The organism is Providencia sp. PROV119 (assembly GCF_028482435.1).
Taxonomy (GTDB): Bacteria; Pseudomonadota; Gammaproteobacteria; order Enterobacterales; family Enterobacteriaceae; genus Providencia; species Providencia stuartii.
The window spans coordinates 1-25,365 of record NZ_JAMPQL010000004.1 but is presented as its reverse complement, the minus strand read 5'-3'; the positions used below and the strand labels follow the sequence as shown (position 1 = coordinate 25,365).

At 40.2% G+C, this 25,365-nt stretch carries 19 protein-coding genes; 5 read left to right on the top strand and 14 right to left on the bottom strand.

What is annotated here, in order from left to right:
• Positions 1-3 precede the first annotated feature (3 nt).
• The 8 genes from PSF11_RS06430 to PSF11_RS06395 form a co-directional block, all read right to left on the bottom strand.
• The gene (locus tag PSF11_RS06430) at positions 4-2,478 is read right to left on the bottom strand and encodes a fimbria/pilus outer membrane usher protein (RefSeq protein ID WP_272682748.1); all 2,475 of its coding nucleotides are present in this window, start codon (positions 2,476-2,478) and stop codon (positions 4-6) included.
• 14 nt (positions 2,479-2,492) lie between these two features.
• Complete coding sequence (locus tag PSF11_RS06425) at positions 2,493-3,035, bottom strand: fimbrial protein (RefSeq protein WP_004926542.1); 543 nt, start codon at positions 3,033-3,035, stop codon at positions 2,493-2,495.
• Between the two features lie 58 nt (positions 3,036-3,093).
• Positions 3,094-3,636 (bottom strand): fimbrial protein, encoded by a 543-nt coding sequence (locus PSF11_RS06420; protein WP_004926539.1) that lies wholly within the window; start codon positions 3,634-3,636, stop codon positions 3,094-3,096.
• Between the two features lie 265 nt (positions 3,637-3,901).
• Positions 3,902-4,189 (bottom strand): helix-turn-helix domain-containing protein, encoded by a 288-nt coding sequence (locus PSF11_RS06415; RefSeq protein ID WP_004926536.1) that lies wholly within the window; start codon positions 4,187-4,189, stop codon positions 3,902-3,904.
• Positions 4,190-5,447: 1,258 nt separating this feature from the next.
• Positions 5,448-6,941 carry an aldehyde dehydrogenase family protein gene (locus PSF11_RS06410; RefSeq protein WP_072502543.1) on the bottom strand — a complete coding sequence of 498 codons (1,494 nt, stop codon included), beginning with the start codon at positions 6,939-6,941 and terminating at the stop codon, positions 5,448-5,450.
• 27 nt (positions 6,942-6,968) lie between these two features.
• The gene (locus PSF11_RS06405; protein WP_004926531.1) at positions 6,969-7,337 is read right to left on the bottom strand and encodes a cupin domain-containing protein; all 369 of its coding nucleotides are present in this window, start codon (positions 7,335-7,337) and stop codon (positions 6,969-6,971) included.
• Between the two features lie 46 nt (positions 7,338-7,383).
• Positions 7,384-8,688, bottom strand: a complete 1,305-nt coding sequence (locus PSF11_RS06400) for an NAD(P)/FAD-dependent oxidoreductase (RefSeq protein ID WP_004926527.1) — start codon at positions 8,686-8,688, stop codon at positions 7,384-7,386.
• 236 nt (positions 8,689-8,924) lie between these two features.
• Positions 8,925-9,695, bottom strand: a complete 771-nt coding sequence (locus PSF11_RS06395; RefSeq protein ID WP_014656847.1) for a helix-turn-helix transcriptional regulator — start codon at positions 9,693-9,695, stop codon at positions 8,925-8,927.
• Positions 9,696-10,035: 340 nt separating this feature from the next.
• Here PSF11_RS06395 and uriH point away from each other — a divergent pair, with 340 nt between their 5' ends.
• Entirely contained in the window at positions 10,036-10,980 is a 945-nt protein-coding gene (gene uriH / locus PSF11_RS06390) for a uridine-preferring nucleoside hydrolase UriH (protein ID WP_004926521.1), read from the top strand.
• A 51-nt stretch (positions 10,981-11,031) separates the two neighbouring features.
• On the opposite strand, the gene PSF11_RS06385 is transcribed toward uriH, so the two are convergent.
• Positions 11,032-12,015: a glycosyltransferase gene (locus PSF11_RS06385; RefSeq protein ID WP_004926519.1), complete on the bottom strand. Its 984-nt coding sequence runs from the start codon at positions 12,013-12,015 to the stop codon at positions 11,032-11,034.
• Between the two features lie 311 nt (positions 12,016-12,326).
• On the opposite strand from PSF11_RS06385, the gene PSF11_RS06380 reads away from it, so the two are divergent.
• Positions 12,327-13,253, top strand: a complete 927-nt coding sequence (locus tag PSF11_RS06380; protein ID WP_004926518.1) for a DUF808 domain-containing protein — start codon at positions 12,327-12,329, stop codon at positions 13,251-13,253.
• A gap of 107 nt (positions 13,254-13,360) precedes the next feature.
• On the opposite strand, the gene narI is transcribed toward PSF11_RS06380, so the two are convergent.
• The 5 genes from narI to PSF11_RS06355 form a co-directional block, all read right to left on the bottom strand.
• A complete protein-coding gene (narI, locus tag PSF11_RS06375; RefSeq protein ID WP_004926515.1) occupies positions 13,361-14,038 on the bottom strand; it encodes a respiratory nitrate reductase subunit gamma in 678 nt (225 codons plus the stop codon).
• Positions 14,035-14,757 carry a nitrate reductase molybdenum cofactor assembly chaperone gene (gene narJ / locus PSF11_RS06370; RefSeq protein ID WP_040132754.1) on the bottom strand — a complete coding sequence of 241 codons (723 nt, stop codon included), beginning with the start codon at positions 14,755-14,757 and terminating at the stop codon, positions 14,035-14,037. The genes narI and narJ overlap by 4 nt, the downstream gene beginning before the upstream one ends.
• Entirely contained in the window at positions 14,754-16,295 is a 1,542-nt protein-coding gene (narH, locus tag PSF11_RS06365) for a nitrate reductase subunit beta (RefSeq protein ID WP_004926510.1), read from the bottom strand. The genes narJ and narH overlap by 4 nt, the downstream gene beginning before the upstream one ends.
• Complete coding sequence (locus PSF11_RS06360; RefSeq protein ID WP_072502546.1) at positions 16,295-20,056, bottom strand: nitrate reductase subunit alpha; 3,762 nt, start codon at positions 20,054-20,056, stop codon at positions 16,295-16,297. Before PSF11_RS06360 ends, narH begins: the two co-directional genes overlap by 1 nt.
• 67 nt (positions 20,057-20,123) lie before the next feature.
• On the bottom strand, positions 20,124-21,521 hold the full coding sequence (locus PSF11_RS06355; protein ID WP_040132752.1) for a NarK family nitrate/nitrite MFS transporter: 1,398 nt from the start codon (positions 21,519-21,521) through the stop codon (positions 20,124-20,126).
• A 336-nt stretch (positions 21,522-21,857) separates the two neighbouring features.
• Here PSF11_RS06355 and narX point away from each other — a divergent pair, with 336 nt between their 5' ends.
• From narX to idi, 3 genes are all read left to right on the top strand, one after another.
• Positions 21,858-23,612 carry a nitrate/nitrite two-component system sensor histidine kinase NarX gene (narX, locus tag PSF11_RS06350; RefSeq protein WP_014656852.1) on the top strand — a complete coding sequence of 585 codons (1,755 nt, stop codon included), beginning with the start codon at positions 21,858-21,860 and terminating at the stop codon, positions 23,610-23,612.
• Between the two features lie 40 nt (positions 23,613-23,652).
• Positions 23,653-24,291 (top strand): two-component system response regulator NarL, encoded by a 639-nt coding sequence (gene narL, locus PSF11_RS06345; RefSeq protein ID WP_014656853.1) that lies wholly within the window; start codon positions 23,653-23,655, stop codon positions 24,289-24,291.
• A gap of 215 nt (positions 24,292-24,506) precedes the next feature.
• Positions 24,507-25,022, top strand: a complete 516-nt coding sequence (gene idi / locus PSF11_RS06340) for an isopentenyl-diphosphate Delta-isomerase (RefSeq protein WP_004923075.1) — start codon at positions 24,507-24,509, stop codon at positions 25,020-25,022.
• Positions 25,023-25,365: the final 343 nt, after the last annotated feature.

Here is a 25,365-nt window from a genome sequence, read left to right as displayed (position 1 = left end):
TCTCTATTTCTCACAAATTAAAATAATTTGATTTACATTATCTAAGGTTGGTAAGGTCGTACTGCATTGTATTTTATTAGACCAGTTGATATTTAACTTTTCTTCTGATTGAACCGCTGTTAACCAAACTAATCCATTATCGCTTACAATCCCGACCTCTCTCCCTTTTTCATTTAATACCTGAGAACCAAATGGTGGTGACCCTGAGTTATCAGACATTTTAATCGTTGCAAATAATTTAAAACCTTTATCTGCACTTATTTTTCTATATCCAATAGCGCCTTCTGTTAAGGCGATATCATAAATTGTATTTGATGATTCAATATTATCTGGTAATTTACTCATATCCACATTGTAACTATTTTTATAATAGTTAGTCATGTTAGGAATAACGCCAATACCTAATCCATTCGTCACGGTTGTACCATTACTTAAAGGAACATCCGCGATATTATTTGTGTCTATCATTAACCTTGAGGCAGAAGAATATGATGAACTGTGTAAAGCTACACCATGTTGCGTCAATGTCACCCCACCATTGACTCCTAAGCCTAAACTACTATCCCCTTTATCCGAGATAGACATATTACTATTGATAGATGCATAGCGTGTCGGTAAATCATACATTCCAGCAAGTGTACTTTGTTTTTTGGCATCTTTACCGTAGCTTGTCGATGCACTTATATTATAGTAGTCATTATCATCTGTTAAATTAGACACTGAAACACGCGAATTATAAGTATCGTTATATTTCATTGTATCAAAAGTATAAAACTGCTTACCAAATGGCACAGAAAGCATTAAGCTAATTTGGTCATCATATTTATTTTGATAATAGCTTCTATTTGCTGATAATGTAATGCTTCCTCCCTGTAGTTTTAAGTAAGGAAGATTGATACTTTTACCTATATTAAGACCATATTGATGAGTTTGACCTCTATCCCAATATTGTTGCAATTGATAATTTAAGTTTATATTAAACTCACCTAAGCGCTTAGAAAGCGTTATTTGATAACGTTCTTTTTCGCTATCAACAACCCTATCATCTCTTAAATCTAAATATTGGGATAATGTATAGTATTTTCTATCAGTAAATCGATACCCTGCAAAAGTTAAGTCCATATCGTAGTCATCGAATGTTTTCGAGTAATTAACACTGTATGAGTTACCTGAAGGACTATCATGATCTAATTGTGCGAACGAACGCGTAATGTTCACAGAAAGTGCACCAAACCGATTCATAAAACGACCAACACCTAATGAAACCTGTTGATAGCCTTGGCTAATATCTGTTGCACCGTTTAACGACCAATTGTTATTTAAACCGTGAGAAGCCTCTGCTCTAAAAAAGAACACACCACGATATACCGAATGATCCACTTTTGTCGGTTGCCCCGCAGATACGTTATATCGTGTGGTGCCCGGACGCGTTAAATACGGAACATTCGAACTACTCACTGTAAATTGTTGTTCAGTACCATCCTGCTCAATAATTTTTACGTTAAGCTCACCACGAGTTCCACTGTTTAATGATTGAATCTTAAATGGTCCAGCAGGTACATTTCCATCGTGCAATACACGTCCAAGTTGTGTAATGACAACTCGTGCATTCGTTTTAGCTATACCTGTTATCTCTGGTGCATATCCACGTAACCTTGGTGGTAACATGGAATCATTAGTGAATAATGATAATCCTGTAAATTTAATTGGCTCTAAAATTTGTGAGGGGGTTGTACTCTCACCAATCACTAATTTAGAATCTAGCGCTTTTATATTTCTATATAAATAAATGGCATTAAATAAAAAATTACGTATTGTCGATGTTTTACCATTGGAATTTTGTCTTTGATAATTACCATAGTATTCACTACGTAGGCGCCATGCTCCCATATTGGCGCCAAGATATCCACTAATGGAAGCAATCTGATTCTTTAAGCTATCCCGATCACTATATTGATAGTTTGCATTATAGTCTAATAACAACCCACTGATACCTTCATCCCACAATGATTTCGGTAACCAGTTATTATCCATATATTCGAGATATAATTGTGGTATATTCAGCGTCACAGTGCCTTCGGATAAATTAGGGACAACACTGACCCCTTTTAATGCCGAAAAATCAATACACGCCCCATCATTCCAATAGGTTAATTGGTCAATATACTTTTCTTTAATACCTAAGCTATTAATGTATGACTTATCAATGCACACATCACTGACAGAGGCATCTGTACTATCACCAATAATTTGAATAGGAACTGTAGACTGCGTCAATTGAGTACTATTTATAATGATGTTAAAGAAATAAGTTCCCGGTAGAATGAAATTAGGATTTTTAAATCTTGAGACGTCAATGTTAGCTTTATCTTCGCTATCAAGTATATCGGTATTAAACTCTACAGCGTAAGACACTTTAGTCAAACAAAGCATCGATACCATGAATATCGTTATTTTTTCTTTTGTTGATAACATCATAAATACTCATTAGATTAATAGTAATCGATATCAAATGTAATGATACTTGAGAATTCTCCTAATTGAGGCTTTAGCTTATCAACAACAATAACCTCAGATAAAAAGTCTAATTGCTGTTCATTAATCGATTTTGTTTTCCCGGATATTCTTTTTAATTTATAAATTGGGTAGTATTGATTAGGTTTAACAACATCGTTTCCACTTAATATATAAATAGCTAAACCATCGGCATCATTAAATTTAAAGCCATTAAAATTATTTGTTGCTGGACCTGTAAACTTTATTCGTACAGGCGATTTTTCATCATTGAAGTAAGAATTTGATAATTGGCAATTATTTAAAATTATTTTAAATGGTTTCTTTATCTTATTTTCTTCTAACTTGCTTAAGGCATAGGCACCAAAATCAATAATTTGGTCTTTACTCGTCAATTGAATTGAGCAACCAGAAGCGAGTACCTCTCCTTTTACTGTTGCCTGTCCCCAATTCATTGCAGCAAAGACTGGCATACTGAAAATAGGTGAGAATAACAGAGTAATAATCAGCAAGCTTTTCATAGTATTAATTTTTCAAATTATAGGCTCCTTCGCCTAATAGTGAAGGAGCCTGTATAACTTACTGGTATGCGATTTCGAAAGTAGAGATCGTTGAGAAATCACCTGCTGTTACAGCATTAGCACCCACCTTCTTAACGAAAGCAGAATAAGTCAATGTATTATCACCATCACGTAGGTTCAGTGCCGCAGGGGTTCCAAAAGTAATATCTTGGATACCAACTGCAACGTTTGCTGCGCTACCTGATGTTGCTAAAAGATTTTGACCTGCAATTTTGCTAACACCATCAAAAGTAATCGTTGCGGTCTTAGTAACTGTGACTGGGTTTTGTGGATCTGTATCGTCAATAGAAGTCAAAGAACAATTTTTCAGGTTCAATTCAAAATTTTTGTATTTTGAATCGCCCGCATTTAATTGGCTTAGAGATAGCTGGCCAAAATCAACAACCGTTGCCGTACCGCCTTGACCCGCATCTAGGTTACAAGGAGTATCACGAACTTCACCTTTGAAAGTCACGGTGCCTGAGTTAACGTCTGCAAGTGAAGCGAAAGATGTGGTTAACATAGCCGCTGCTAATACAGCCATAGCTTTATTTAATTTCATACTATTTCCTATCAATGTTTTAAGTTTAATTATAAATTGAATAATAAAATTAAGACTATTTAATTACTCAACACAGATAAACATATCTGTATTAGAAAGCATTTTAGATAAAACACTTTCTAATACATAAAAATTCACGAAGTCCATCCCCATTAGCTATAAAGCTAAAAGGTTAATTTGATATATTAGAAAGACAATACAGCTAAAACTAGTTTAACTTTTACCTATACTATAAAGATTCTTTAAACAGAAATAGGCTATCATTTCATAGCATGTAATCTTTTGGCGTTATATGGCAATCATCAGACTTAAAGAATGACGAATATGAAATAAAGTCTAAAAATGACACATTCATCACTGATAGTATAAATGTAAAATCTGATAATGAGAGTGTATGATAACCTCTTTCATACCGTGAAATTTGCTGTTGACTTACACCTATTAATTTACCAAGCTCAGCTCCCGTTAACCCTTTTTTTATTCTAATCATTCTTATAAATTCACCAATTTCAGAGTTAATCACATCAAAATGTTCTTTTTCTTGTGAAACCATAAAACAATCTCTCTAGTGCAAGTATTTATCAGAATAAAAAAAATGAAAAACCAAATAGAAATAAATTATTAGATAATTAAATACTCTTTATTTGCATGTAATCTAACTCTTATCTATATTCGATTAAAGAAGTTTATTTCGATCAAACAAACCACTTACGATAGGTGAGACCTATCAAGTGACATAAATTGTTCGATGAATTAAATAATAATATAAATACAACTACTGGATTTTCACAACTAACCAAATGATTAAAAAGACTTTTTGAATAATACACTTTAAATGATTACTTTATATTTTAATAATCCCATTAAATTAATATACGTATATTTACCCATTATTATTAAAATAAATTTTTACATATGAAAACATTAAAAAATACGTATACCCATTTATCATGTTTTTCGCTAAAATAATTTTTTAGACAAAAACAAACTTAATAACATTATCGTAAATAAAATAACCAAAAGCAAAAACAACTAAAATGAGTTTCATTATTTTTTATAATATTTAAAATTAAAAAATAAACATTTTAATTGTCTTTATGATTATTTACCCCTACCATCAAAGCATTATCTACTAAATTATCTTGTATCTCACTCATCGATTTTTGTAAATTCAAGTAAACTCTCTTTTCGTGTTAATTTTTAATATGTTTCCCAAAAACCAACACAAAACCATATCGAGAATTTGTCGTTTGAGAGTTAATAGTGAATGCCGTTACAAATAACCTTCAAATCGGTTACCTGTACATTGATAACTCGCTCTTGCTAGGTGGCTTTTGAACGTGATACTGAAACTGAAATGAGTTTACGGCGATTTGATATCTATCTTTAGACTAAAAATAATTAATGGATAAGCGGTATCCTGCATCGTCTCACAATCAATATCAGAAAACGTTCTAACCTATCTAAAAGGCATTCTGTGCCCTACCTAACACTGGGTTATGTACGTTGTTAAGGCACTCTCTTCGAAGATTGTGATACCGACGTTACCAAGAGGAAAAAGATAACAAAAGCTCAGGGAGCACGGGTTTTCATGAGTGACCTCCACTGATAATTTTCTCCAGCCGAGTCTCAACGTCCCTTTAAGGCTAATGTTAGAAAAGCTGCGCCTGACTTTTTGGAGATAAAAAAAACCCAGCGTTAGCTGGGCAACCACTATAAAATTGACTCAAAAAATACTCGATACAACACGTCCAAATACAACTACTGGCAACACTGCATTGGAGGCATGCTGAATACAACAACATTAACAATTAATAACGAACCATGACCGACTTCAGTTCTGTGTAATGTTCAATAAACGCACTGCCGAATTCACGACCGATACCCGAGGATTTAATCCCGCCAAAAGGTACGGCAGGGTCAAGGAATGTGTGCATATTGACCCAAACGGTTCCTGCATCGATACGTGAAATCATACGCATCGCCTTACTCAGATCGTTAGTCCAAAGGCTCGCGGCCAAACCAAATGGCGTACTGTTCATCTGTTCGATCAACTCTTCTTCATCATCGTAACTTAAGAAAGTACCCACTGGACCGAATGTTTCTTCTTTCATTAACGCATCATCTGGGCTGTTCGCACGGATAATGGTTGGCGGTACGAAATAACCCGCACCAGCTATCGGCTGACCACCGTAGACAATTTCATTGCCTTCTTTACGCGCTTTCTCAAATAACCCTAAAATCTTTTCATAATGGGCTTTATTCGCCAATGGCCCCATTTCGGTTGTTTCATCCAACGGAGAACCAATTTTCAAGGTAGATAAACGCTGTTTAAGCTGAGCTAATACTTCATCCATCAAAGAAGATGGGATATAGAAACGCTCCGCTGCCGCACAAATCTGGCCTTGATTGAGGTAACCCGCTTCAATAATGCCATCAACAATTTTTTCAACAGGCAGGTCAGCCAAGAAAGCCGCCCCATTCTTACCGCCTAATTCGAGAGTTACACGGGTGAGTTTCCCTTCCATTGCAGCTCGGCCTACGGCAAGTCCTGTGGGTACTGACCCCGTAAAGGTCACTTTCGAACATAATGGGTGACTAATTAACGCTGGGCCAACTTCACGACCACCGCCGTTAACAATATTAATAACACCATCAGGGATCCCAGCTTCTTTGGCTAATTCAACCACTCTCAGCATAGTTAACGGTGTAAATTCGCTCGGTTTTAAAACAATAGTACAGCCACAAGTCAGCGCCGCTGCCAACTTCCAAATGGAAATCATAATTGAGAAGTTCCACGGAATAATGCCGGCAACAACCCCTACTGGTTCACGCTGGGTAAAGGCTGAATACTGTTCACCTTTAAATGATGGTAGAGAGACATTCAGTGTTTCACCGCTAATTTTTGTCGCCCAACCTGCAAAATAACGTAAGAACTGAGCAGCAGAGCCAACTTCAAGAAAACGCGATAATTGGATGGTTTTCCCTGAACATAAGGTTTCTAACTGCGCCAGCTCTTCAAGATGTTTTTCGAGCAAGTCCGCTAAGCGATTGAGGCAGTTACCTCTCTCCATCGGCGTTGTTTTTGCCCAAGCACCACGAAAAGCGGTGTAAGCAGCCTGCATAGCAGCATCCACTTCGGCCTTAGTGCCTTCTTTCACTTTCGCGATAACTTGCTCTGTGGCAGGGTTAACGACTTCAAAGAAGGCATCCCCCTCACCGGAAACTGGCTGGCCGTTGATAAAATGTCCATGTTGACGTTGCAAAAACGCACTAACTTCCGGCAATAGGGCTAATTGATTCATCGTTATCACTCCACTTTTAAAAATAAATTATGCGTTTACACAAGCAAGATAATGCTTAACAAAACGCTCAGCGGTGATCTCCCATAGGACTTCAGTGCCTTTAGCAGCAAACCAAGTGTCACCTTTATGATATTCAACAGTCTTACCTGTTTTGACATCAGTCAGTTTGACTGAGCCTTCGTATACTGTCGCCATTTCATCAAATGGGTAAACCATTTTAAACTTACCTTTAGTACAGGCAAAAATACCACACGTTAGGTTATCTGTTGGCTCACCATGGATCATCGCAACGCTAGCTTGTGGGTCACCTTCAACAACCTCTGATCCTAAATTGGTTACGCTACCAATATTCAGTAAATCAGGAAGTGGTTTGTTTAACAGTAGTGGACTAATCATGACTTCACCTTTTTATTTATTAACACGATGGTACAAAATAGTTGAGTTAGCGGCGCCCCTGCCAGTAACCCGATGTTTGGTGCATAATTTTTGCCAGTGATACGATGACATTACGCAGTTTGTCCTTACCAATGATGTTGGCATGAGGAATAGAACTCATTAAGTCATAACGGCTTGACCCTTCGACCATACCTTCTGCAAGCACTTTGCACACGATCTGGCTCGGCGTCACACCAAAACCGGAATAGCCTTGTACATAAAATACATTTTTATGTTGTGGCAATGTTCCTATTTGCGGGAATAGGTTCGCACTACATGCCATCGGTCCGCCCCATGCTAATTCGATTTTGACATCTTTTAGATAGGGGAAAACTTTTAGCATCAAATTACGGTTCCAAGCTTTTAGATCAGACGGGATATACTCAAGAAAATGCGTTGAGCTACCAAACAGCAGCCTGTTTTCTTTTGTCACTCGGTAATAATCAATGACAGGGCGAATATCACTGTAAGCACCACGAATAGGGCTAATTTGCTCAATGAGTTCTTCAGGTAACTCTTCTGTCATTAATTGATAAGCGTAGGTATTAATGGTTTTTGGGTAAATTGTGGGTTCAAGACCATTAAGGAATGAGTCACAAGCCCATAGCATTTTTTGCGCTCGCACAGATCCCATTGCCGTACGCACTGTGATGGTATTACCATATTCCACATTGACGACTTGGCTGTTTTCGAAAATTTTCGCGCCATAGACTTCGCTAATAGCTTTTGCTTCACCCAAGAGTAAATTCAAGGAGTGAACATGACCGCCGCCCATATGCTTGATGCCACAGGTATATGCATCCGAACCAATGATCTGTTTAAGATCAGAGCCTGAGTAAAACTCAATTTCCTCATCTGGATCGACGGCTTTAAAATCATTCAACCAACTGCGTAACGTTTTTTCTTGGCGTTTGTTACTCCCTAAGTAGGCGTAACCACGACAAAAATCGGCATCAATATTATATTTAGCAATACGGTCGCGCATGATCCCCGCCCCCATGTTGCTAAGCTTAAAAATAGTTTCTAAACCTTCCTTGCCAACATATTTTTTAATGGCGTCAATATCATGACCGATTCCCGCCATGACTTGTCCACCGTTACGCCCTGAACCGCCATATCCCAAATAACGCCCTTCTAAAATCGCGATATTGGTGATGCCTTTTTCACATAATTCAAGTGCCGTATGGATACCGGAAAAGCCACCACCAATGATCACAACGTCAACATCTAAGTCTTCTCTCAATGTTGGAAAACGTAGGTCATACTTTTTAGTAGCAGCGTAATAAGTTAATGATTCTACTTGGTTATTCATAATGGATACCCTATTTAGTATCTTTCGATAACCTCGATTATCTTAACCTTGCTTTAACATTTACATAGCCCTTTAGGGATATTTGAAACATTGATTTAACATTTGTGACACAGGTAGAATATTTCGATATAAACAACTAATTTAAAAATAGAACAAAAACAAATTAAATCATAATATTACGTATTATTTTTATATTAATAATCACAATTTTAAAGTCATGCTTGATGTTAGAAATTTCAACACAAACAGCGACGATAAGAAGGGTGGTTTCGATGATTCATTAATAAGTTAAACAATTCTGCTTGAGAATTAATATCCAACTTTTGATAGATATTCTTACGATGGTTTTTTACTGTGCCTAAACTAATAAAGAGAGACTGCGCAATCTGCGGAGAGCCTTTACCTTCAAGGATCAGCTCCACTATTTCACACTCTCTTGGCGTTAAACCGAAACGAGTCTGCATATCTGCTAAGCGATAGTGGCTAGAAACATCATTTGGAGAAATTTCTTTATGCAGTTTTGCCATGCTACGAATAATTTCAAATGCTTCTTTTAAAGGTGCCTGTGTTGATTTTTCAGATAAAAACGGTTCATCTTCATTACCAAAAAAGATCCCTAACTGCCTATCTGCGGTGATTTCCAGTAGCAGCCCCGCTTCATCACACCAACCTGTTTTCCGGTAAAAATTGAGATAGTAATCCGTGTGATAAAAACCTTTTGGTGCTAGTTCTCTCAATGTCAGCACCTGTGAACCTCCCCCTTTTTGTAACTCTTGGTAGAAAGGATCCATAAGGTAAGCCCCGCGTTGATAAATGCGGTTCACACTGTCACTGTTGCGCTTTTCAACTTTCGATAAAAAGCGTGGTGGGGCATCTTTTTCAAATGAATAAACAATGGCATTATCAAATGCAATAAATGATGATAGCCATGATAATAAATTAGGATAAAATTGGTTGGTTGCAACAGAATCAATCACATCAGGTAGTTTATCCAGATAGTTTTCCATTCTGCCTCCAAAGTCATTAACTTATTAATAAGCTATTTTCTCTCAGCGATAAAATCAGCTGCCAAAAGCTTATAAAAACCACATTATCCTAAGCAACTCAATCCAATTGTTATTAATATGTTAATCAAATCACACTCTCGTCCAAAAGTATTAATAATTTGTTACCAACTATTTATCACCATCCATATAAATCCGAGATGTATCACAGGAAATGTACACGCAATTTTTTAACCTTAATAACACGCTTAGATAGACTCAATTAGCAATGGATCCTATGGTTAAGCTCATTCCTTAATACATTCATGCTTAACCATTTTCCTGCCAACTTTAGGAGAGAAAAATGCCACAAAAGAAAATCATTTTAGACTGCGACCCCGGCCATGATGATGCAATGGCAATTCTATTGGCATTAGGGCATCCTGATATCGATGTGCTAGCAATTACTACTGTCGTCGGTAATCAAACGTTAGATAAAGTCACCCACAACGCTCAAGCCATCACTGAATTCGCTGGTGGAAAACAAATCCCTATTGCAGCAGGCTGTCCTCGCCCACTAATACGTAACATCCAAAATGCGGCAGAAGTACATGGTATAAGTGGCCTTGATGGCACCCATCTTCCTTCCCCTACACAGCCACTCGATAAGCGCCATGCCGTTGATCTCATCATCGATACCCTAAAATCCCATCCACCTAAAACAGTCACACTCGTTCCTACTGCGGGGCTAACTAATATTGCCCTTGCTGTAAGAAAAGCGCCTGAGATCGTCGATTTAGTTAAAGAAGTGGTTTTAATGGGAGGAGGCTACCACACCGGAAATCGTTCTGCGGTCGCCGAATTCAATATTGCTATCGACCCAGAAGCTGCTCATATTGTGTTTAATGAACGCTGGCCACTCACCATGGTAGGCCTCGATTTAACACACCAAGCAAGGCCGACAGACAAAATTATGGCCGATATCGCCGCACTCAATACACCGATAAGCCAGTTTGTCGTGGACTCATTAAGTTACTACACTGCGGGATATCGCCAACGTAATGGAACCAATGAGCACGCCCCTGTGCATGACCCTTGCGCTGTTGCTTATGTTATTGATCCAACATTAATCACAACCCAAAAAGCGCCGGTAAATATTGAATTACAAGGGGCACTGACCACAGGGATGACTGTCACTGATTTCCGGCATCCGCCAGCTAGCGACTGCCATACGCAAGTTGCGACTCGATTGGATAATGCTAGATTGTGGGAATTGTTTATTGATTCATTGAAAAGATTACCTAATTAGGCCTTTTCAAAACAAGGGTAGCCAATGTTTCCATTCGCTACCCTTTAGCGATTATTTAGCGATAGCTTTCAACTTAGTGTAACGACGGATCAAACGCCATTTTAACTTGATCGTCGTCGCATGAGACCAGATCACATCCCAATAACCTTTCTCAAAAAACATGCGGGCGACATCTCGCTGTGTTTCCGGTGATTTAATGGCAAGTATGGCTTGAGTAATCCCAAGCCCTTCTTTACCGACCTGCCATAAACACGCTGGCGCCTGTTCAACCTGTTTCGGATAGCGCTTATAGATATCCAACAGCATATCAATGATTTTCAAATAGGTATTTATCTTACGAATAGACCGTTCATCCCCTTGCAAGGAGTGGGAAACCGACTGATTATGGATCAGATAATCGTAATATTGCTCATTAATAAATTGAACTCGCTTCGCCACCAGCAGTAATTCCGTAGTCCATGGAATATCTTGATGGTGCAATTTAGGTTCAAAGGAAAAGTTATGCTGGCGAATTAAATCCAAACGATAAAGATTCAACCAAGTCACATGTAAAAATTTACGTGAACTTAAACCAATTTCCAGCCATTCAGGGCCACTAATCACACCTGTTGATGGTACTTTATTGGGTGGAAAAATCGCTTTTGGTGCATCACCATTAGTGTAAATATATGTTCCGTTACAGGTGGCTACATCCAAATCTCCCGCCAACGCAATTTCTAACAAGCGACCATACATTTTAGGACTAATTTCGTCATCAATATCAGGGAAAGTGATATATTTCCCTCGCGCTTCTGCCATGCCGGTATTACGTGCGACAGAAACCCCCTGATTGTCTTGCGTTAATAATGTAAAGTGACTGAATTTATCTTGATACTGGCGGATCACCGCCTCACTGTTATCTTTTGAACCATCGTTTACGACGATTAATTCCCAATTACTCAGATTTTGCGCTAATAAGCTATCAAAAAAATGAGGAAGAAACTTTTCACCATTATAAACGGCAACGACAATACTCAAAACAGGTGCAGGAGACATGTATTAACCTTATTAAACCATTCATTCGAAAGCCACCTTCCTTGGTCACTTTCTGCTATTATTTTGTTCAAACGATACTTTTTAAAACTCATCTAAACACGGTAATTTAGATGATTAGAGAGAAAATATATATATTGGTTCCACTGTCATAAAAAATTCACAATTAAAAAGTGGAGCCTCCATCTCTTGGCTTACAGACATAGATTCCTTCTAAATCGGATTTATTTACCTACCGAAAGGTGAACTAATTATCGCAATATCAGCCTAATTAACATTAAACACACCTTAAATTAGACAAAAAGGATCACTCTGTGGCAGGAAGTAGCTTACTTGCTTTACTTGATGACATTGCAGCCGTATTAGATGACGTTTCTGTAATGACAAAAATGGCCGCGAAAAAAACCTCCGGTGTATTAGGTGACGATCTCGCCTTAAATGCCCAACAAGTCACAGGGGTTCGAGCAGAACGAGAAATCCCTGTGGTATGGGCCGTAGCAAAAGGCTCTTTTATCAATAAACTGATATTGGTTCCGCTCGCCTTATTGATCAGTGCCTTCATACCTTGGGCCGTGACGCCTTTACTGATGATTGGTGGGGCTTACCTGTGTTTTGAGGGCGCAGAAAAATTAATGCACAAATATCTCCATTCCGCCCAAGAACACCATGAAAAAAGGGAACAAAAAGCCGTCATGTCGCCGGAAGAGCTGGCGGCATTTGAGAAAAGCAAAATCAAAGGAGCAGTACGTACGGATTTTGTGTTATCCGCTGAAATTATTGCGATCACACTCGGTATCGTTTCTGCAACAACCTTTATGAACCAAGTTATTGTTCTTTCCATTATTGCGATTGTTATGACAATTGGGGTTTATGGGCTAGTGGCAGGTATTGTCAAACTGGATGATCTCGGATTCTATTTACAGAAAAAGGCTTCTGCTTGGTTAAGCAAATTAGGTACATGGCTTATTTACGCCACGCCTTACCTAATGAAAACCTTATCCGTTGTCGGCACAGCTGCCATGTTTATGGTCGGAGGCGGTATTCTGACTCATGGTATAACAACAGTCTATTATTGGATAGAAGAGTTAGCCCTAGCGCTATCATTAACACCTGCAATTGGTAAGGTAATGCAATTCATTACGCCTTCATTGGCAAACCTTATTTTTGGGTTAATCGTGGGCATTATACTCGTTTTGCTTATCACTTTAGCCAAACAAGTCAAAACACGTTTAAGCGCCTAAAGAAGCAAAAAACCCCATATCGATGATATGGGGTTGCTACATTAGCAATATTTGTTGTTTACACAAGAACACGAGCTGACCTTGCCTTCATTTGCAAGGCCATATTTTTAGTGACGATTTCTCACTAGCTGGTAACGGCGCGTAATATACTCTATTGGCGCACTCCAGATATGCACTAAACGGCAGAATGGGAATAACAAAAATAGCGTCATTCCTAAAACAAGGTGTAACTTAAAGACAATTCCAACTCCTTCGAGGTATTGTGACGCCCCCCAATGGAAGGTGACAACCGATTGTGCCCACCCTACCAATTTCAACATTTCACTACCATCCATATGCTGAGCAGAGAATGGAATAGTCAGTAACCCTAAACAGACCTGTATTACCAGTAAGGTTAAGATCATAATATCGCCAAAGGATGAAGTAGCTCTGACACGCGGATTCGTTAAGCGGCGCTTTAATAACATCGCTCCACCTATCAGTACCATTAGCCCACATACGCCCCCACCAATCATCGCCATCAATTGCTTAATATGCATTGGCAAGAAAGACTCATATACCCAATGCGGGGTTAACATACCGAAAAAATGCCCCAAAAAGACACCAATGATCCCGACATGGAACAAATTGGACGCTAAGCGCATATTCTTTTTATCAAGCATTTGGCTTGAACCAGCTCGCCAGCTATATTGCCCATAGTCATAACGTAACCAGCTACCGACAATAAACACAGTACCGGCAATGTAGGGGTAAATATCGAAGAAGAATTGATTGATAAAATTCATTTTTGAACTCCCGCATTATAGCCCGCATCAAGATCCAAATATTGAGGCACAACCGCGTTTGCAAAGCGATGTTGATGAGCCGTCACTTCACTCGCGCAACTTTTTTCATCGGTAAAGAATTTCACTTGCTCCTCTTCCCAAACAGCATCCAATGCCTCTGGCGTATCATCTCGTGCTTCCGCTGCGACTTGCCCACTCAATTGGCTAGTTTCGATAGCAGTCGCCGATAGCGTCAAAAGAAGGTCAAATAACACACCGAATCGGCTTTGGCGTTGTTTCAATCTTTCACCCAATAGCGCCAAAATTGGCGCAATATCGCTTAAGCCTTCACGGGTTTGGTCGGGGGTTAATACCGTTAAATATTCCAAATAAATCGGTAAATAGTCCGGTAATTCGCGGCAATCAATCTGCAATCCTTGCTGTTGATACTGCGCCATCAAATCAACCATTGCTTGCCCTCTATCACGAGACTCCCCATGCACATGTTCAAATAGCAACAAGGAAGTTGCGCGTCCTCTATCAAATAGCTCGCAATATTGTGCTTGCATGTCTAACAGATCTTCATCAAGGTATTCGCGCACAAACATCATCAGTTGAACGGCTTGGGTAAATGGCAACTCATTCGCTTGCTCTAGCGCCTCGATAAGCTCATCACGATGCTGCCATAACGCTTCACTTGGGTAGTCAAGTAAGCGCGAAATCACTTTCAACGACATCATAATGTTTTCTCCTGCGATGTTTTTGGTGTCACATCTATCGCATCGATACGGCGACTATTAAACAAATTCACCTTGCTATCGCTGCCATGACAGCCATCACCAAAGCTAAAGCCACACGCTTTCGCTTCTGGGAAAGCTTCTCGCGCTAACTCACGATGGCTTGATGGGATCACAAAGCGGTCTTCGTAGTTCGCTATTGCCAAATAACGATACATCTCTTGTGCCTGAGCTTCTGTTAGACCAACTTGTTCTAGTGCACTGGTGTCACATTGATTTTCTACTGTTTCAGCCCGTTTATAGTGACGCATCGCTAACATACGTTTTAGTGCAAGCAATACTGGCTCGACATCTCCAGCGGTTAATAAATTCGCTAGGTACTGTACTGGGATACGTAAACTTTCAACATCAGGTAAGACACCATTGCTCGCCAACATACCTGCATCCGCAACGGATTGGATGGGTGACAAAGGCGGCACATACCACACCATCGGTAAAGTTCGATACTCTGGGTGCAATGGCAATGCAAGCTTCCACTCCATCGCCATTTTATAAACAGGAGACTTTTGAGCAGCGTCGATCACACTCAGAGGGATCCCTTGTTTTTGTGCTTCTTCTATCACATGTGGATCATGTGGGTTAAGGAATACATCAAGTTGGCTTTGATATAGGTCGGTTTCTTTTTCTACACTCGCCGCTTGCTCAATCTTATCGGCATCGTATAGCAGCACGCCTAAATAACGGATGCGCCCAACACAGGTTTCAGAGCACACTGTCGGCATACCAGACTCAATGCGTGGATAGCAGAAAATACATTTTTCTGATTTACCACTTTTCCAATTGAAGTAAATTTTCTTGTATGGACAGCCTGTTAAGCACATCCGCCAACCACGACACTTATCTTGGTCAATCAAGACAATGCCATCTTCTGAACGTTTATAGATAGCACCACTCGGGCAAGTCGCCACACAAGCTGGGTTCAAACAGTGCTCACATAAGCGCGGCAAATACATCATGAATGTATTTTCAAATTGCCCATACATCTCTTTTTGAATATGCTCAAAGTTCTTATCGTGCGCGCGTTTGCTAAATTCGCCACCAAGATCATCTTCCCAATTTGGCCCCATATTGACATTGCTCATACGCTGCCCAGTAATTAATGAGCGTGGGCGAGCCGTTGGCACATGTTGCCCTTCTTTAGCATTTTTTAAATGACTGTAGTCATAATCAAATGGTTCATAGTAATCATCTAGAGCAGGAACATCTGGGTTAGCGAAGATCTTTGAAAGTACCCCGACTCGGTTGCCCATACGCGGCACTAATTTACCTTTGATATTACGGATCCAGCCGCCCTTCCATTTTTCCTGATCTTCCCAATTATGGGGATAACCGATACCTGGTTTCGTTTCGACGTTATTAAACCAAGCATATTCAACGCCTTCACGGCTGGTCCAGACATTCTTACAGGTCACTGAACAGGTATGACAACCAATACATTTGTCGAGGTTCAATACCATGCCGACTTGAGAACGAATTTTCATTATGCTTTCTCCTTTCCGCTCAGCGCCTGCTGATAGCCATCTTGCTCACCATCAAGCCAATCGACCTGCTTCATTTTACGTACCACCACAAATTCATCGCGGTTAGAGCCCACGGTGCCATAGTAGTTGAAGCTATATGCTAAATGCCCATAACCACCAATCATGTGGGTCGGTTTAGGGCAGACGCGGGTCACTGAGTTATGGATCCCGCCGCGCTGCGCCGTAATTTCGGAGCCTGGCAAATTAATCAAGCGTTCTTGCGCGTGATACATCATGATCATGCCATCAGGAATACGCTGGCTCACCACGGCTTTCGCGGTCAACGCCCCGTTGCTGTTGAAGGCTTCTACCCAATCGTTGTCTTCAATACCTAACTGGCGGGCATCTTCTTCACTTAACCAGACAATCGGTCCGCCTCGACCCAGCGTTAGCATCAGTAAATTGTCACTATATGTGGAGTGGATCCCCCATTTTTGATGCGGCGTTAAGAAGTTAAGCGCCTTTTCAGGGAAACCATTTGGCTTTTTCCCCATCAACGGTTGGGCCGCACGGGTATCAATAGGAGGACGATAAACCACAAGGCTTTCACCAAAAGCTCTCATCCACTCATGATCCTGATATAACTGTTGACGACCACTTAAGGTACGCCAAGGGATCATTTCATGAACATTGGTATAACAGGCATTGTAAGACACATGCTCATCTTCCAAGCCTGACCATGTGGGGCTAGAGATGATTTTACGTGGCTGCGCAACAATGTCGCGGAAACGGATTTTTTCATCCTCTTTATAGCGTGCTAAATGGGTATGATCACGGCCTGTGACTTTACCTAAAGCATCCCACGCTTTCACTGCCACCTGCCCGTTGGTTTCTGGTGCTAACGTTAAGATAACTTCCGCAGCATCAATAGCAGTTTCAATCTTCGGCCGTCCTTGATTAACACCACTAGGTTGGGTTTTATTCAGTTTTTTCAGGAAGTCTATTTCATCTTGCGTATTCCAACTGATCCCTTTACCGCCATTACCGAGCTTATCCATCAAAGGACCAAGTGAGGTATAACGTGCATAGGTCGATGGATAATCACGCTCAACCGTCATAATGTGCGGTGCCGTTTTCCCTGGGACCAGTTCACATTGGCCTTTTTTCCAATCACGCACATCGAAAGGTTGCCCCATTTCAGCGGCACTGTCGTGCTGGATTGGCAGCGTAACAACGTCGGTTTCTTTCCCGAGGTGACCTACGCTGACTTCTGAGAATGCTTTAGCAATCCCTTTATAAATTTCCCAATCGCTTTTCGATTCCCAAGCAGGATCAACCGCCGCAGACAATGGATGAATAAATGGATGCATATCCGAAGTATTCATATCGTCTTTTTCATACCACGTTGCGGTTGGTAGAACCACGTCCGAGAACAAACAGGTACTCGACATTCTAAAGTCGAGGGTTACGACTAAGTCGACTTTTCCTTCTGCCGCTTTATCTGCCCATTCAACCTCTTCAGGCTTCACTTCTCCTTGTTGTCCTAAATCAAGCCCCTGAATACCATTTTCAGTACCTAATAGGTATTTCAATAAATATTCATGGCCTTTACCGGCTGAGCCAAGTAGGTTCGAACGCCAAATAAATAGGTTACGCGGAAAGTTTTGTGGGCTATCGGGTTGCTCCGCAGCAAAGCGAATATTCCCTTCTTTCAATTGGTTAACCGTGTAATCTACCGCCGACATACCTGCACTTTCGGCTTGTTTAGCAATCGTAATAGGGTTAACGTTTAATTGTGGTGCGGAAGGTAACCATCCCATGCGCTCTGCGCGCACATTCATATCAATAAGAGAGCCGCTAAATGCTTTTTTATCGGCTAATGGGGATAATAGCTCTTCCGTCTTGACTGTTTCATAGCGCCATTGGCTTGAATGATTGTAGAAAAATGAGGTGCTATTCATATGGCGCGGTGGACGTTGCCAATCTAAGCCAAAAGCAAGAGGCAGCCAACCCGTTTGTGGACGTAATTTTTCTTGTCCGACATAGTGTGACCAACCACCACCACTTTGTCCTATACAGCCACAGAACACTAACATATTAATAATAGCGCGATAGGTCATATCCATGTGATACCAGTGGTTGATACCTGCACCAACAATCACCATAGAGCGTCCATGCGTTTTTTCTGCCGTATCCGCAAATTCCCGTGCAATCCGGATGATATTTTGACGGCTAACCCCCGTCACTTTCTCCGCCCATGCAGGGGAGTATGCCTTCATATCATCGTAATCTGCGGCACAATTCTCATCGCCTAAACCACGTTCAATACCATAGTTCGCGAGTATCAAATCATAAACAGTGGTCACCAAAGCGTCGCTACCATCCGCCAATTGAATACGTTTTACGGGCAGTTTATGTAACAGCACGTCTTTAAGCTCAACATTTTGGAAATGTTCGCTTTCTAAGCCGCCAAAGTAAGGGAAACCAACCTCGACAACCTCATCGCATCCATCCAAGAGGCTAAGCTGCATTTTGAACTCTTGCCCATCATCCGCTTTACGAGGCTCGAGGTTCCATTTGCGACTATTATCCCAGCGGAACCCCATTGAACCTTGAGGAACACATAACGCCCCTGTTGCTTCATCAATAGCAATGGTTTTCCACTCAGCATTTTTCTCTTCGCCCAGAGAATCAACCAAATCGGCGGCTCGTAACATTCTACCGCCAGCATATGTTCCGTCTTCACGTTTATCCAACATAACCAACATTGGCATATCGGAGTAAGTACGTACATACTCACGAAAATACTCAGCTTGGCGTTCGATATGGAATTCTTTAAGGATCACATGCCCCATCGCCATCGCCATTGCACTGTCTGTACCCTGTTTAGGATTCAACCAGTGGTCACACAATTTAGCTATTTCGGCATAATCAGGTGTGACTGCGACCGTTTTCGTACCTTTGTAACGTACTTCAGCAAAGAAATGCGCATCCGGAGTACGCGTTTGAGGCACATTAGAACCCCATGCAATGATATAGGAGGAGTTATACCAATCCGCCGATTCTGGTACATCCGTTTGTTCACCCCAAGTCATCGGTGAAGATGGCGGTAAATCACAATACCAATCGTAGAAACTGAGGCAAACACCACCAATCAACGATAAATATCTTGCTCCTGAAGCATAAGAAACCATCGACATTGCGGGTATTGGAGAGAAACCAATAATACGGTCAGGGCCAAACTCTTTAATCGTTGTGACATTAGCTGCGGCTATCAGCTCATTTACTTCCTGCCAGCTTGAGCGTACAAAGCCGCCGCGCCCACGAGCTTGCTTATAGCTTTGTGCTTTTTGTGGATCATTGATAATAGAAAACCAAGCCTTTACAGGATCTTGATGTTCTGCTTTCGCTTCACGCCATAATTTTAGTAAGCGCTTACGAACCATTGGATATTTCACCCGATTAGCGCTGTAAAGATACCATGAGTAACTCGCTCCACGCGGGCAGCCTCTTGGTTCATGATCAGGTAAGTCAGGGCGTGTACGTGGGTAATCTGTTTGTTGCGTTTCCCATGTTACCAAACCATTTTTGACATATATCTTCCAACTACATGACCCTGTACAGTTTACGCCATGTGTCGAGCGCACAATTTTATCGTGCTGCCAACGGCTACGATAACCATTTTCCCAATCACGATTGACGTTCAACTCTTGTCCGTGATCGCCTGAAAAAGTCTCGCCAAGCTGTTTGAAATAACGAAATCGGTCTAAAAATTTGCTCATTCGGATTGCCTCCAAAGAGACGCCGACAGGCGTCATACATTGCTTAAATCGTATTTATTGGTTGTTATTATTTGTGCTTACGCCCATAAACTAACCATGTGATAAACACACAAGAGACATAGAACACGAAGAAAACTTTCATCGCACCAGCGGGTGAACCTGTCAGTGTTAAAGAGGTTCCAAATGCTTTTGGAATAAAGAACCCACCGATTGCCCCAATAGCGGAAATAAAACCTAATGCTGCCGCGCTCTCTGTCACCGCTTGCTTTTGTGCATCTTGTTCTGAAGCCCCAAGAGACAAGGCGCGATCAATAGTTAGCTTGCGAAAAACAACTGCGATCATTTGGAATGTTGAGCCACTACCTAATCCCGCCGTTAAAAACAGCACCATAAATACCGCGTAAAACGCGATGAAGGAACCGCCTTGACCTTGAGTTGGTAGTGTGAAGAACAGCAATCCAGAGAAAATAGCCATCACAATAAAGTTAATCATCGTCACTTTTACGCCGCCAAAGCGATCAGACAGCATGCCTCCGGCAGGGCGGGCAAGTGCGCCGAGTAATGGCCCAAAAAAGGCGAACTTTAAGATAATGACGTCAGGAAATTGCGTCTTAGACAGCATCGCAAACCCTGCAGAAAAGCCAATGAAAGACCCAAAGGTCGCAAGATAAAGAAAACTTAAGATCCAAAGATGGGCTCTTTTGAGTACAGGAAGTTGTGCTGTTAACGATGCTCTGTTAGCTGCCAAATCATTCATGCCAAACCAAGCCATCACGGTGAAAAATAATAAGAAAGGTACCCAAATCCATGCAGCATTTTCTAGCCATAACACAGAGCCATCAGCCTGTGGTGTGCCTGCTCCCCCCATAAAAGAGAATACGCCAACACCAACAATAAATGGCGCAACTAACTGCATTACGCTCACCCCTAAATTACCAAGGCCACCATTTAGCCCAAGCGCTCCTCCTTGACGTGATTTAGGGAAGAAGAAACTGATATTTGCCATACTGGACGCAAAATTGGCCCCAGCGAAACCACATAGCAACGAAATAATGACAAAAACACTATAAGGTGTTGTTGGATTTTGAACAGCAAACCCTAACCAAATACAGGGAATAACAAGAAAAACAGTACTAATTGCAGTCCAACGACGGCCACCAAAAATAGGAATAACAAATGAATACGGTACTCGTAAAAGTGCACCTGAAACTGAGGGTAGCGCTGTTAATAAAAATAGTTGGTCAGTTGTGAAATTAAATCCTACTTTATTTAAATTAACGGCAACTGCACTAAATAACATCCAGACACAGAATGCGAGTAACAAACATGGTACAGAGATCCACAAATTGCGATTTGCAATGCGCTGCCCTGTTGTTTGCCAAAACTGAGTATCTTCAGGGCGCCAATCCTGAATAATCGCTCCAGATTGTTTTGTCCGTGTATTTAAACTTTCTCGTTGAGACATAACTCACCCCAATAAATAGCATTTATGAGGTCAGTTTGTGTTCATTTAGGAACAGCTAGACTGATCTAAATCAAGAGATATTCAAGTTAGGTTTTGCACACTATATAAACAACCTACTAGAGGGGTACAAGGGGTATATTTAGCTAACCCTATAAATATTCAAAATAAAAATAGATTTATTTAAATTACTTTTATCCTGATATTTACGCTATCCTATAGATAAGAAATTTAGGGTTAACCCTGAAGTAGTATATTTAAATTTAAGCAATCTCTGAACAATATAACCATCATAAAAAAGAAAAAGTAGATTGCGAGGTCATTTTGAAGGAAATGAATATGCCGGTATTTCACCGTCGATTTTCAATTATTAATCAAGTTATCGGATTGATGTTGCTTATAGCCATCCTTGGTATTATCGGAATGACGATTTCAAATCGTATGATAATCAGTGTGCAAGGTAACGCTCATGCGATTAATAAATCCGGTTCACTTCGAATGCAAAGCTACCGGCTGCTTTCTTTAATTCCTTTAAATGACCATACCAAAGAGTACCTTGATATACTAGAAAATGATTTATCCAGCCTAGAATTAACTCAAGTTGTTAAAGCTGAAGATCTCACTGAAAAATTCTCCGAATTACACACATTTTGGTTAAAAACCTTACGCCCTGCACTCTCTGAAGCCAATTCTGCCAGCGATGCGCGGTATGAAGTGATCTCTTTTGTCAATATGTTGGATGAACTCGTTCATGATATTGACGAAAAAACAGAACGAAAAATCGCATATGTCGCCATGACACAGATGATCTTTATTGGCTTAGTCTTTTTGTTATTAATGGTCACGATTTGGCACCTTAGACGTAAAATTTATTATCCATGGATGAAACTCCTCTCTATGGCTCATGCGATTGGGCAAAAAGATTTTAGCCAACGATACCCTAATAATAACAAACAAGATGAGTTAAATACTTTAGGGCTAACCTTGAATCAAATGTCTGATGAGTTAGCACAAAGTTATCATCAGCTCGAATCGAGAGTAGCGGAAAAAACGGCCGATCTTCGCAACAAGAACCGTGTACTTTCTTATCTTTATCAATCAAATCAGATACTACATTCAACTGAGCCGCTCGATTTACGATTACAAAAAGTCCTTGGCGAACTCAAAAATATCACAAGTTTAAAAAACTTGAGTTTAAAGCTCTACGAAGATAGCAATGAAAAATACTTTCATGAAATTTGTTGTACTTCAAATGATCCGCTATCCGAAGATCCGTCATTTATTCCCAAAGATATTGTTCATCATCCCAAAACATTATTATGGGAGCTATCCGATAATATGCACCGTTATGGTGTCATTTCTGCGGAAATTGAGAATAATGAAGATATTTCTGAGGAACAAAATAACTTGGTTCTTATGCTAGTAAAACAAATTTCAGGCATGCTAGCGATGGAACATCAAATAGAGCAACAGCAACAATTACTCATTATGGATGAACGCTCTGCTATCGCAAGAGAGCTACACGATTCGATCGCCCAATCGCTGTCTTGTCTAAAAATGCAAATTAGCTATTTACAAATGCAACCAGAATCTTTGCCAGATAAACACCAACAATTGCTCAGTGAAATGCGAGGTGAAATTAACACTGCCTATAGTCAGCTTAGAGAGTTACTCACCACGTTTCGATTAAAGTTAATGGAGCCTGGACTACTTCCGTCATTGGAAAGCACAATTAACGAATTTAGTCAGAAGATGGGATTTAAGATTTTATTGAATTACCATATTCCAGCGAAAAGCATTTCACCCCATCAATCGATTCATATCATACAGATAATCCGAGAAGCGCTGAGCAATATTCTGAAGCATGCTCACGCCAATTGGGCACAAGTTACTCTTCAACAAGATTCCGGTGTTGTCACAATTACAATCGAAGATAATGGCGAAGGTATTGCCCCTACACCAAGCAAACAAAACCACTATGGTTTAATTATTATGAGAGAGCGAGCGCTTAGCCTTAATGGTGAGTGTGAAATCATTCCGAGAGCGCAAGGTGGAACAAAAGTGCAAGTCACCTTTTCTTTACCTGTTACTTAATCATTTTGGAGCAAAGCAATTCATGGGAAACACAAATATAATGAGCGAAAAATCCACGATTTTATTGATTGATGATCATCCGATGCTAAGAAATGGCGTCAAACAATTAATCAGTCTTGAGCCATCATTACTCGTGATAGGTGAAGCCGGTGATGGCGCTACAGGTATAAAAATTGCTGAAGAACAAGATCCAGACCTTATCCTTCTTGATCTCAATATGCCAGGTATGAATGGTTTTGAAACCCTAGATGAGCTTAGAAAACGGGAATTATCTGGCAGGATCATTCTTTTCACCGTTTCTAATTACGGTGAAGACCTTGTTAGCGCCCTCAAACGCGGAGCGGATGGTTATCTATTGAAAGATATGGAGCCAGAAGAGCTGATTGTCGCTCTTAAAGAAGCCGCCAGTGGCAAAATGGTGGTTAGCCCAGCGTTGACTTCCGTGTTGGCAGAATCACTGAGAGACAATCGCCCACAAACCGAAAATAATCTTCTATCTTTAACGCCTAGAGAAACCAATATCTTAGAGCTTATTGCACAAGGGCTATCAAATAAAATGATTGCTCGCAAACTCGATATCGCAGAAAGTACAGTCAAAGTTCATGTGAAGCACCTCTTGAAAAAATTGAATCTAAAATCTCGTGTCGAGGCTGCTGTATGGGTGCTACAACAAAAATAGTCGCTATTTAATGTGCATAACAACGTACCTACGTTCCCCATAATTGCTAAGCAAACCAATTGAGTCTAAAAAATCCCCCTAGTCACATAGCTAATATGTGATTAGGGTCGTTATAAATAGCGTTTATCAATGAAAAAGCTCAAATCTACAAGTAACACGAATTGAACTATAATATGATAAACTAATGAAATAATTAATACGGAAGATTAAATCAAATGGAAGAAAAGATCATTCTTGTTGATAGACAAGATAACCCTATAGGCACTATGCCTAAACTATTAGCCCATCAACAGGGAAGATTACACCGCGCATTCTCGGTTTTTATTTTTAATACCAAGGGAGAATTACTTATTCAACAGCGTGCTGCTCATAAATACCACTCTGCGGGTCAATGGGCAAATAGCTGCTGTAGCCATCCTCGCCCTAACGAAGATACATTAGCGGCAGCTAAACGTCGATTAATGGAAGAGCTTGGTTTTACTACCGAAATTTCATTAGTTGGCCACTTTGTTTATCATGCAGAAGTCAATGGCGGCTTAATTGAACATGAATATGACCACCTCTTTATTGGTTATTATGATGGCGCCGTAACCCCTAATCGTGATGAAGTTTCTGCCATTCGCTGGGTATTACCTTCAGACTTACAAACAGAAATCAAAAATACCCCTGACCAATTTACGCCTTGGTTTAAATTAATTATTAATAAATATCCATTACTGCAATTTAAGTAATTTATATTTAATTATATATAAATTTTATTTCTAATGAGTGATAAATTTATCTGTTATCAATCCCCCTCAGTTTATTTTTTATTAGCATTAATAAATTCTATAATAAAGAACTGAGGCTGATAACGTTTATTTAATTGGCTTACTGATTTTAATCTTAGCTCTATCTTTTAAAGGGCATAGAGTAATAAAAATGAATACAGATATAATATTTCCCTCATCATCCATCCGTACGTAACTGGGATTGATTGCCGCTAGCGTCAGGCTGAGTGGATATTGCATACCGCTGGGAATAGTCTAAGTGAGTAGCGATAAATTCATTAACTCATTGAAATAAATAGTTTGG

What these genes read in the sequence shown, in the direction of transcription:
- PSF11_RS06430 (WP_272682748.1), bottom strand. Translation starts at nt 2,478, where the DNA reads ATGATGTTATCAACAAAAGAAAAAATAACGATATTCATGGTATCGATG.
- PSF11_RS06425 (WP_004926542.1), bottom strand. Translation starts at nt 3,035, where the DNA reads ATGAAAAGCTTGCTGATTATTACTCTGTTATTCTCACCTATTTTCAGT.
- PSF11_RS06420 (WP_004926539.1), bottom strand. Translation starts at nt 3,636, where the DNA reads ATGAAATTAAATAAAGCTATGGCTGTATTAGCAGCGGCTATGTTAACC.
- PSF11_RS06415 (WP_004926536.1), bottom strand. Translation starts at nt 4,189, where the DNA reads ATGGTTTCACAAGAAAAAGAACATTTTGATGTGATTAACTCTGAAATT.
- PSF11_RS06410 (WP_072502543.1), bottom strand. Translation starts at nt 6,941, where the DNA reads ATGAATCAATTAGCCCTATTGCCGGAAGTTAGTGCGTTTTTGCAACGT.
- PSF11_RS06405 (WP_004926531.1), bottom strand. Translation starts at nt 7,337, where the DNA reads ATGATTAGTCCACTACTGTTAAACAAACCACTTCCTGATTTACTGAAT.
- PSF11_RS06400 (WP_004926527.1), bottom strand. Translation starts at nt 8,688, where the DNA reads ATGAATAACCAAGTAGAATCATTAACTTATTACGCTGCTACTAAAAAG.
- PSF11_RS06395 (WP_014656847.1), bottom strand. Translation starts at nt 9,695, where the DNA reads ATGGAAAACTATCTGGATAAACTACCTGATGTGATTGATTCTGTTGCA.
- uriH (WP_004926521.1), top strand. Translation starts at nt 10,036, where the DNA reads ATGCCACAAAAGAAAATCATTTTAGACTGCGACCCCGGCCATGATGAT.
- PSF11_RS06385 (WP_004926519.1), bottom strand. Translation starts at nt 12,015, where the DNA reads ATGTCTCCTGCACCTGTTTTGAGTATTGTCGTTGCCGTTTATAATGGT.
- narI (WP_004926515.1), bottom strand. Translation starts at nt 14,038, where the DNA reads ATGAATTTTATCAATCAATTCTTCTTCGATATTTACCCCTACATTGCC.
- narJ (WP_040132754.1), bottom strand. Translation starts at nt 14,757, where the DNA reads ATGATGTCGTTGAAAGTGATTTCGCGCTTACTTGACTACCCAAGTGAA.
- narH (WP_004926510.1), bottom strand. Translation starts at nt 16,295, where the DNA reads ATGAAAATTCGTTCTCAAGTCGGCATGGTATTGAACCTCGACAAATGT.
- PSF11_RS06360 (WP_072502546.1), bottom strand. Translation starts at nt 20,056, where the DNA reads ATGAGCAAATTTTTAGACCGATTTCGTTATTTCAAACAGCTTGGCGAG.
- PSF11_RS06355 (WP_040132752.1), bottom strand. Translation starts at nt 21,521, where the DNA reads ATGTCTCAACGAGAAAGTTTAAATACACGGACAAAACAATCTGGAGCG.
- narX (WP_014656852.1), top strand. Translation starts at nt 21,858, where the DNA reads ATGCCGGTATTTCACCGTCGATTTTCAATTATTAATCAAGTTATCGGA.
- narL (WP_014656853.1), top strand. Translation starts at nt 23,653, where the DNA reads ATGAGCGAAAAATCCACGATTTTATTGATTGATGATCATCCGATGCTA.
- idi (WP_004923075.1), top strand. Translation starts at nt 24,507, where the DNA reads ATGGAAGAAAAGATCATTCTTGTTGATAGACAAGATAACCCTATAGGC.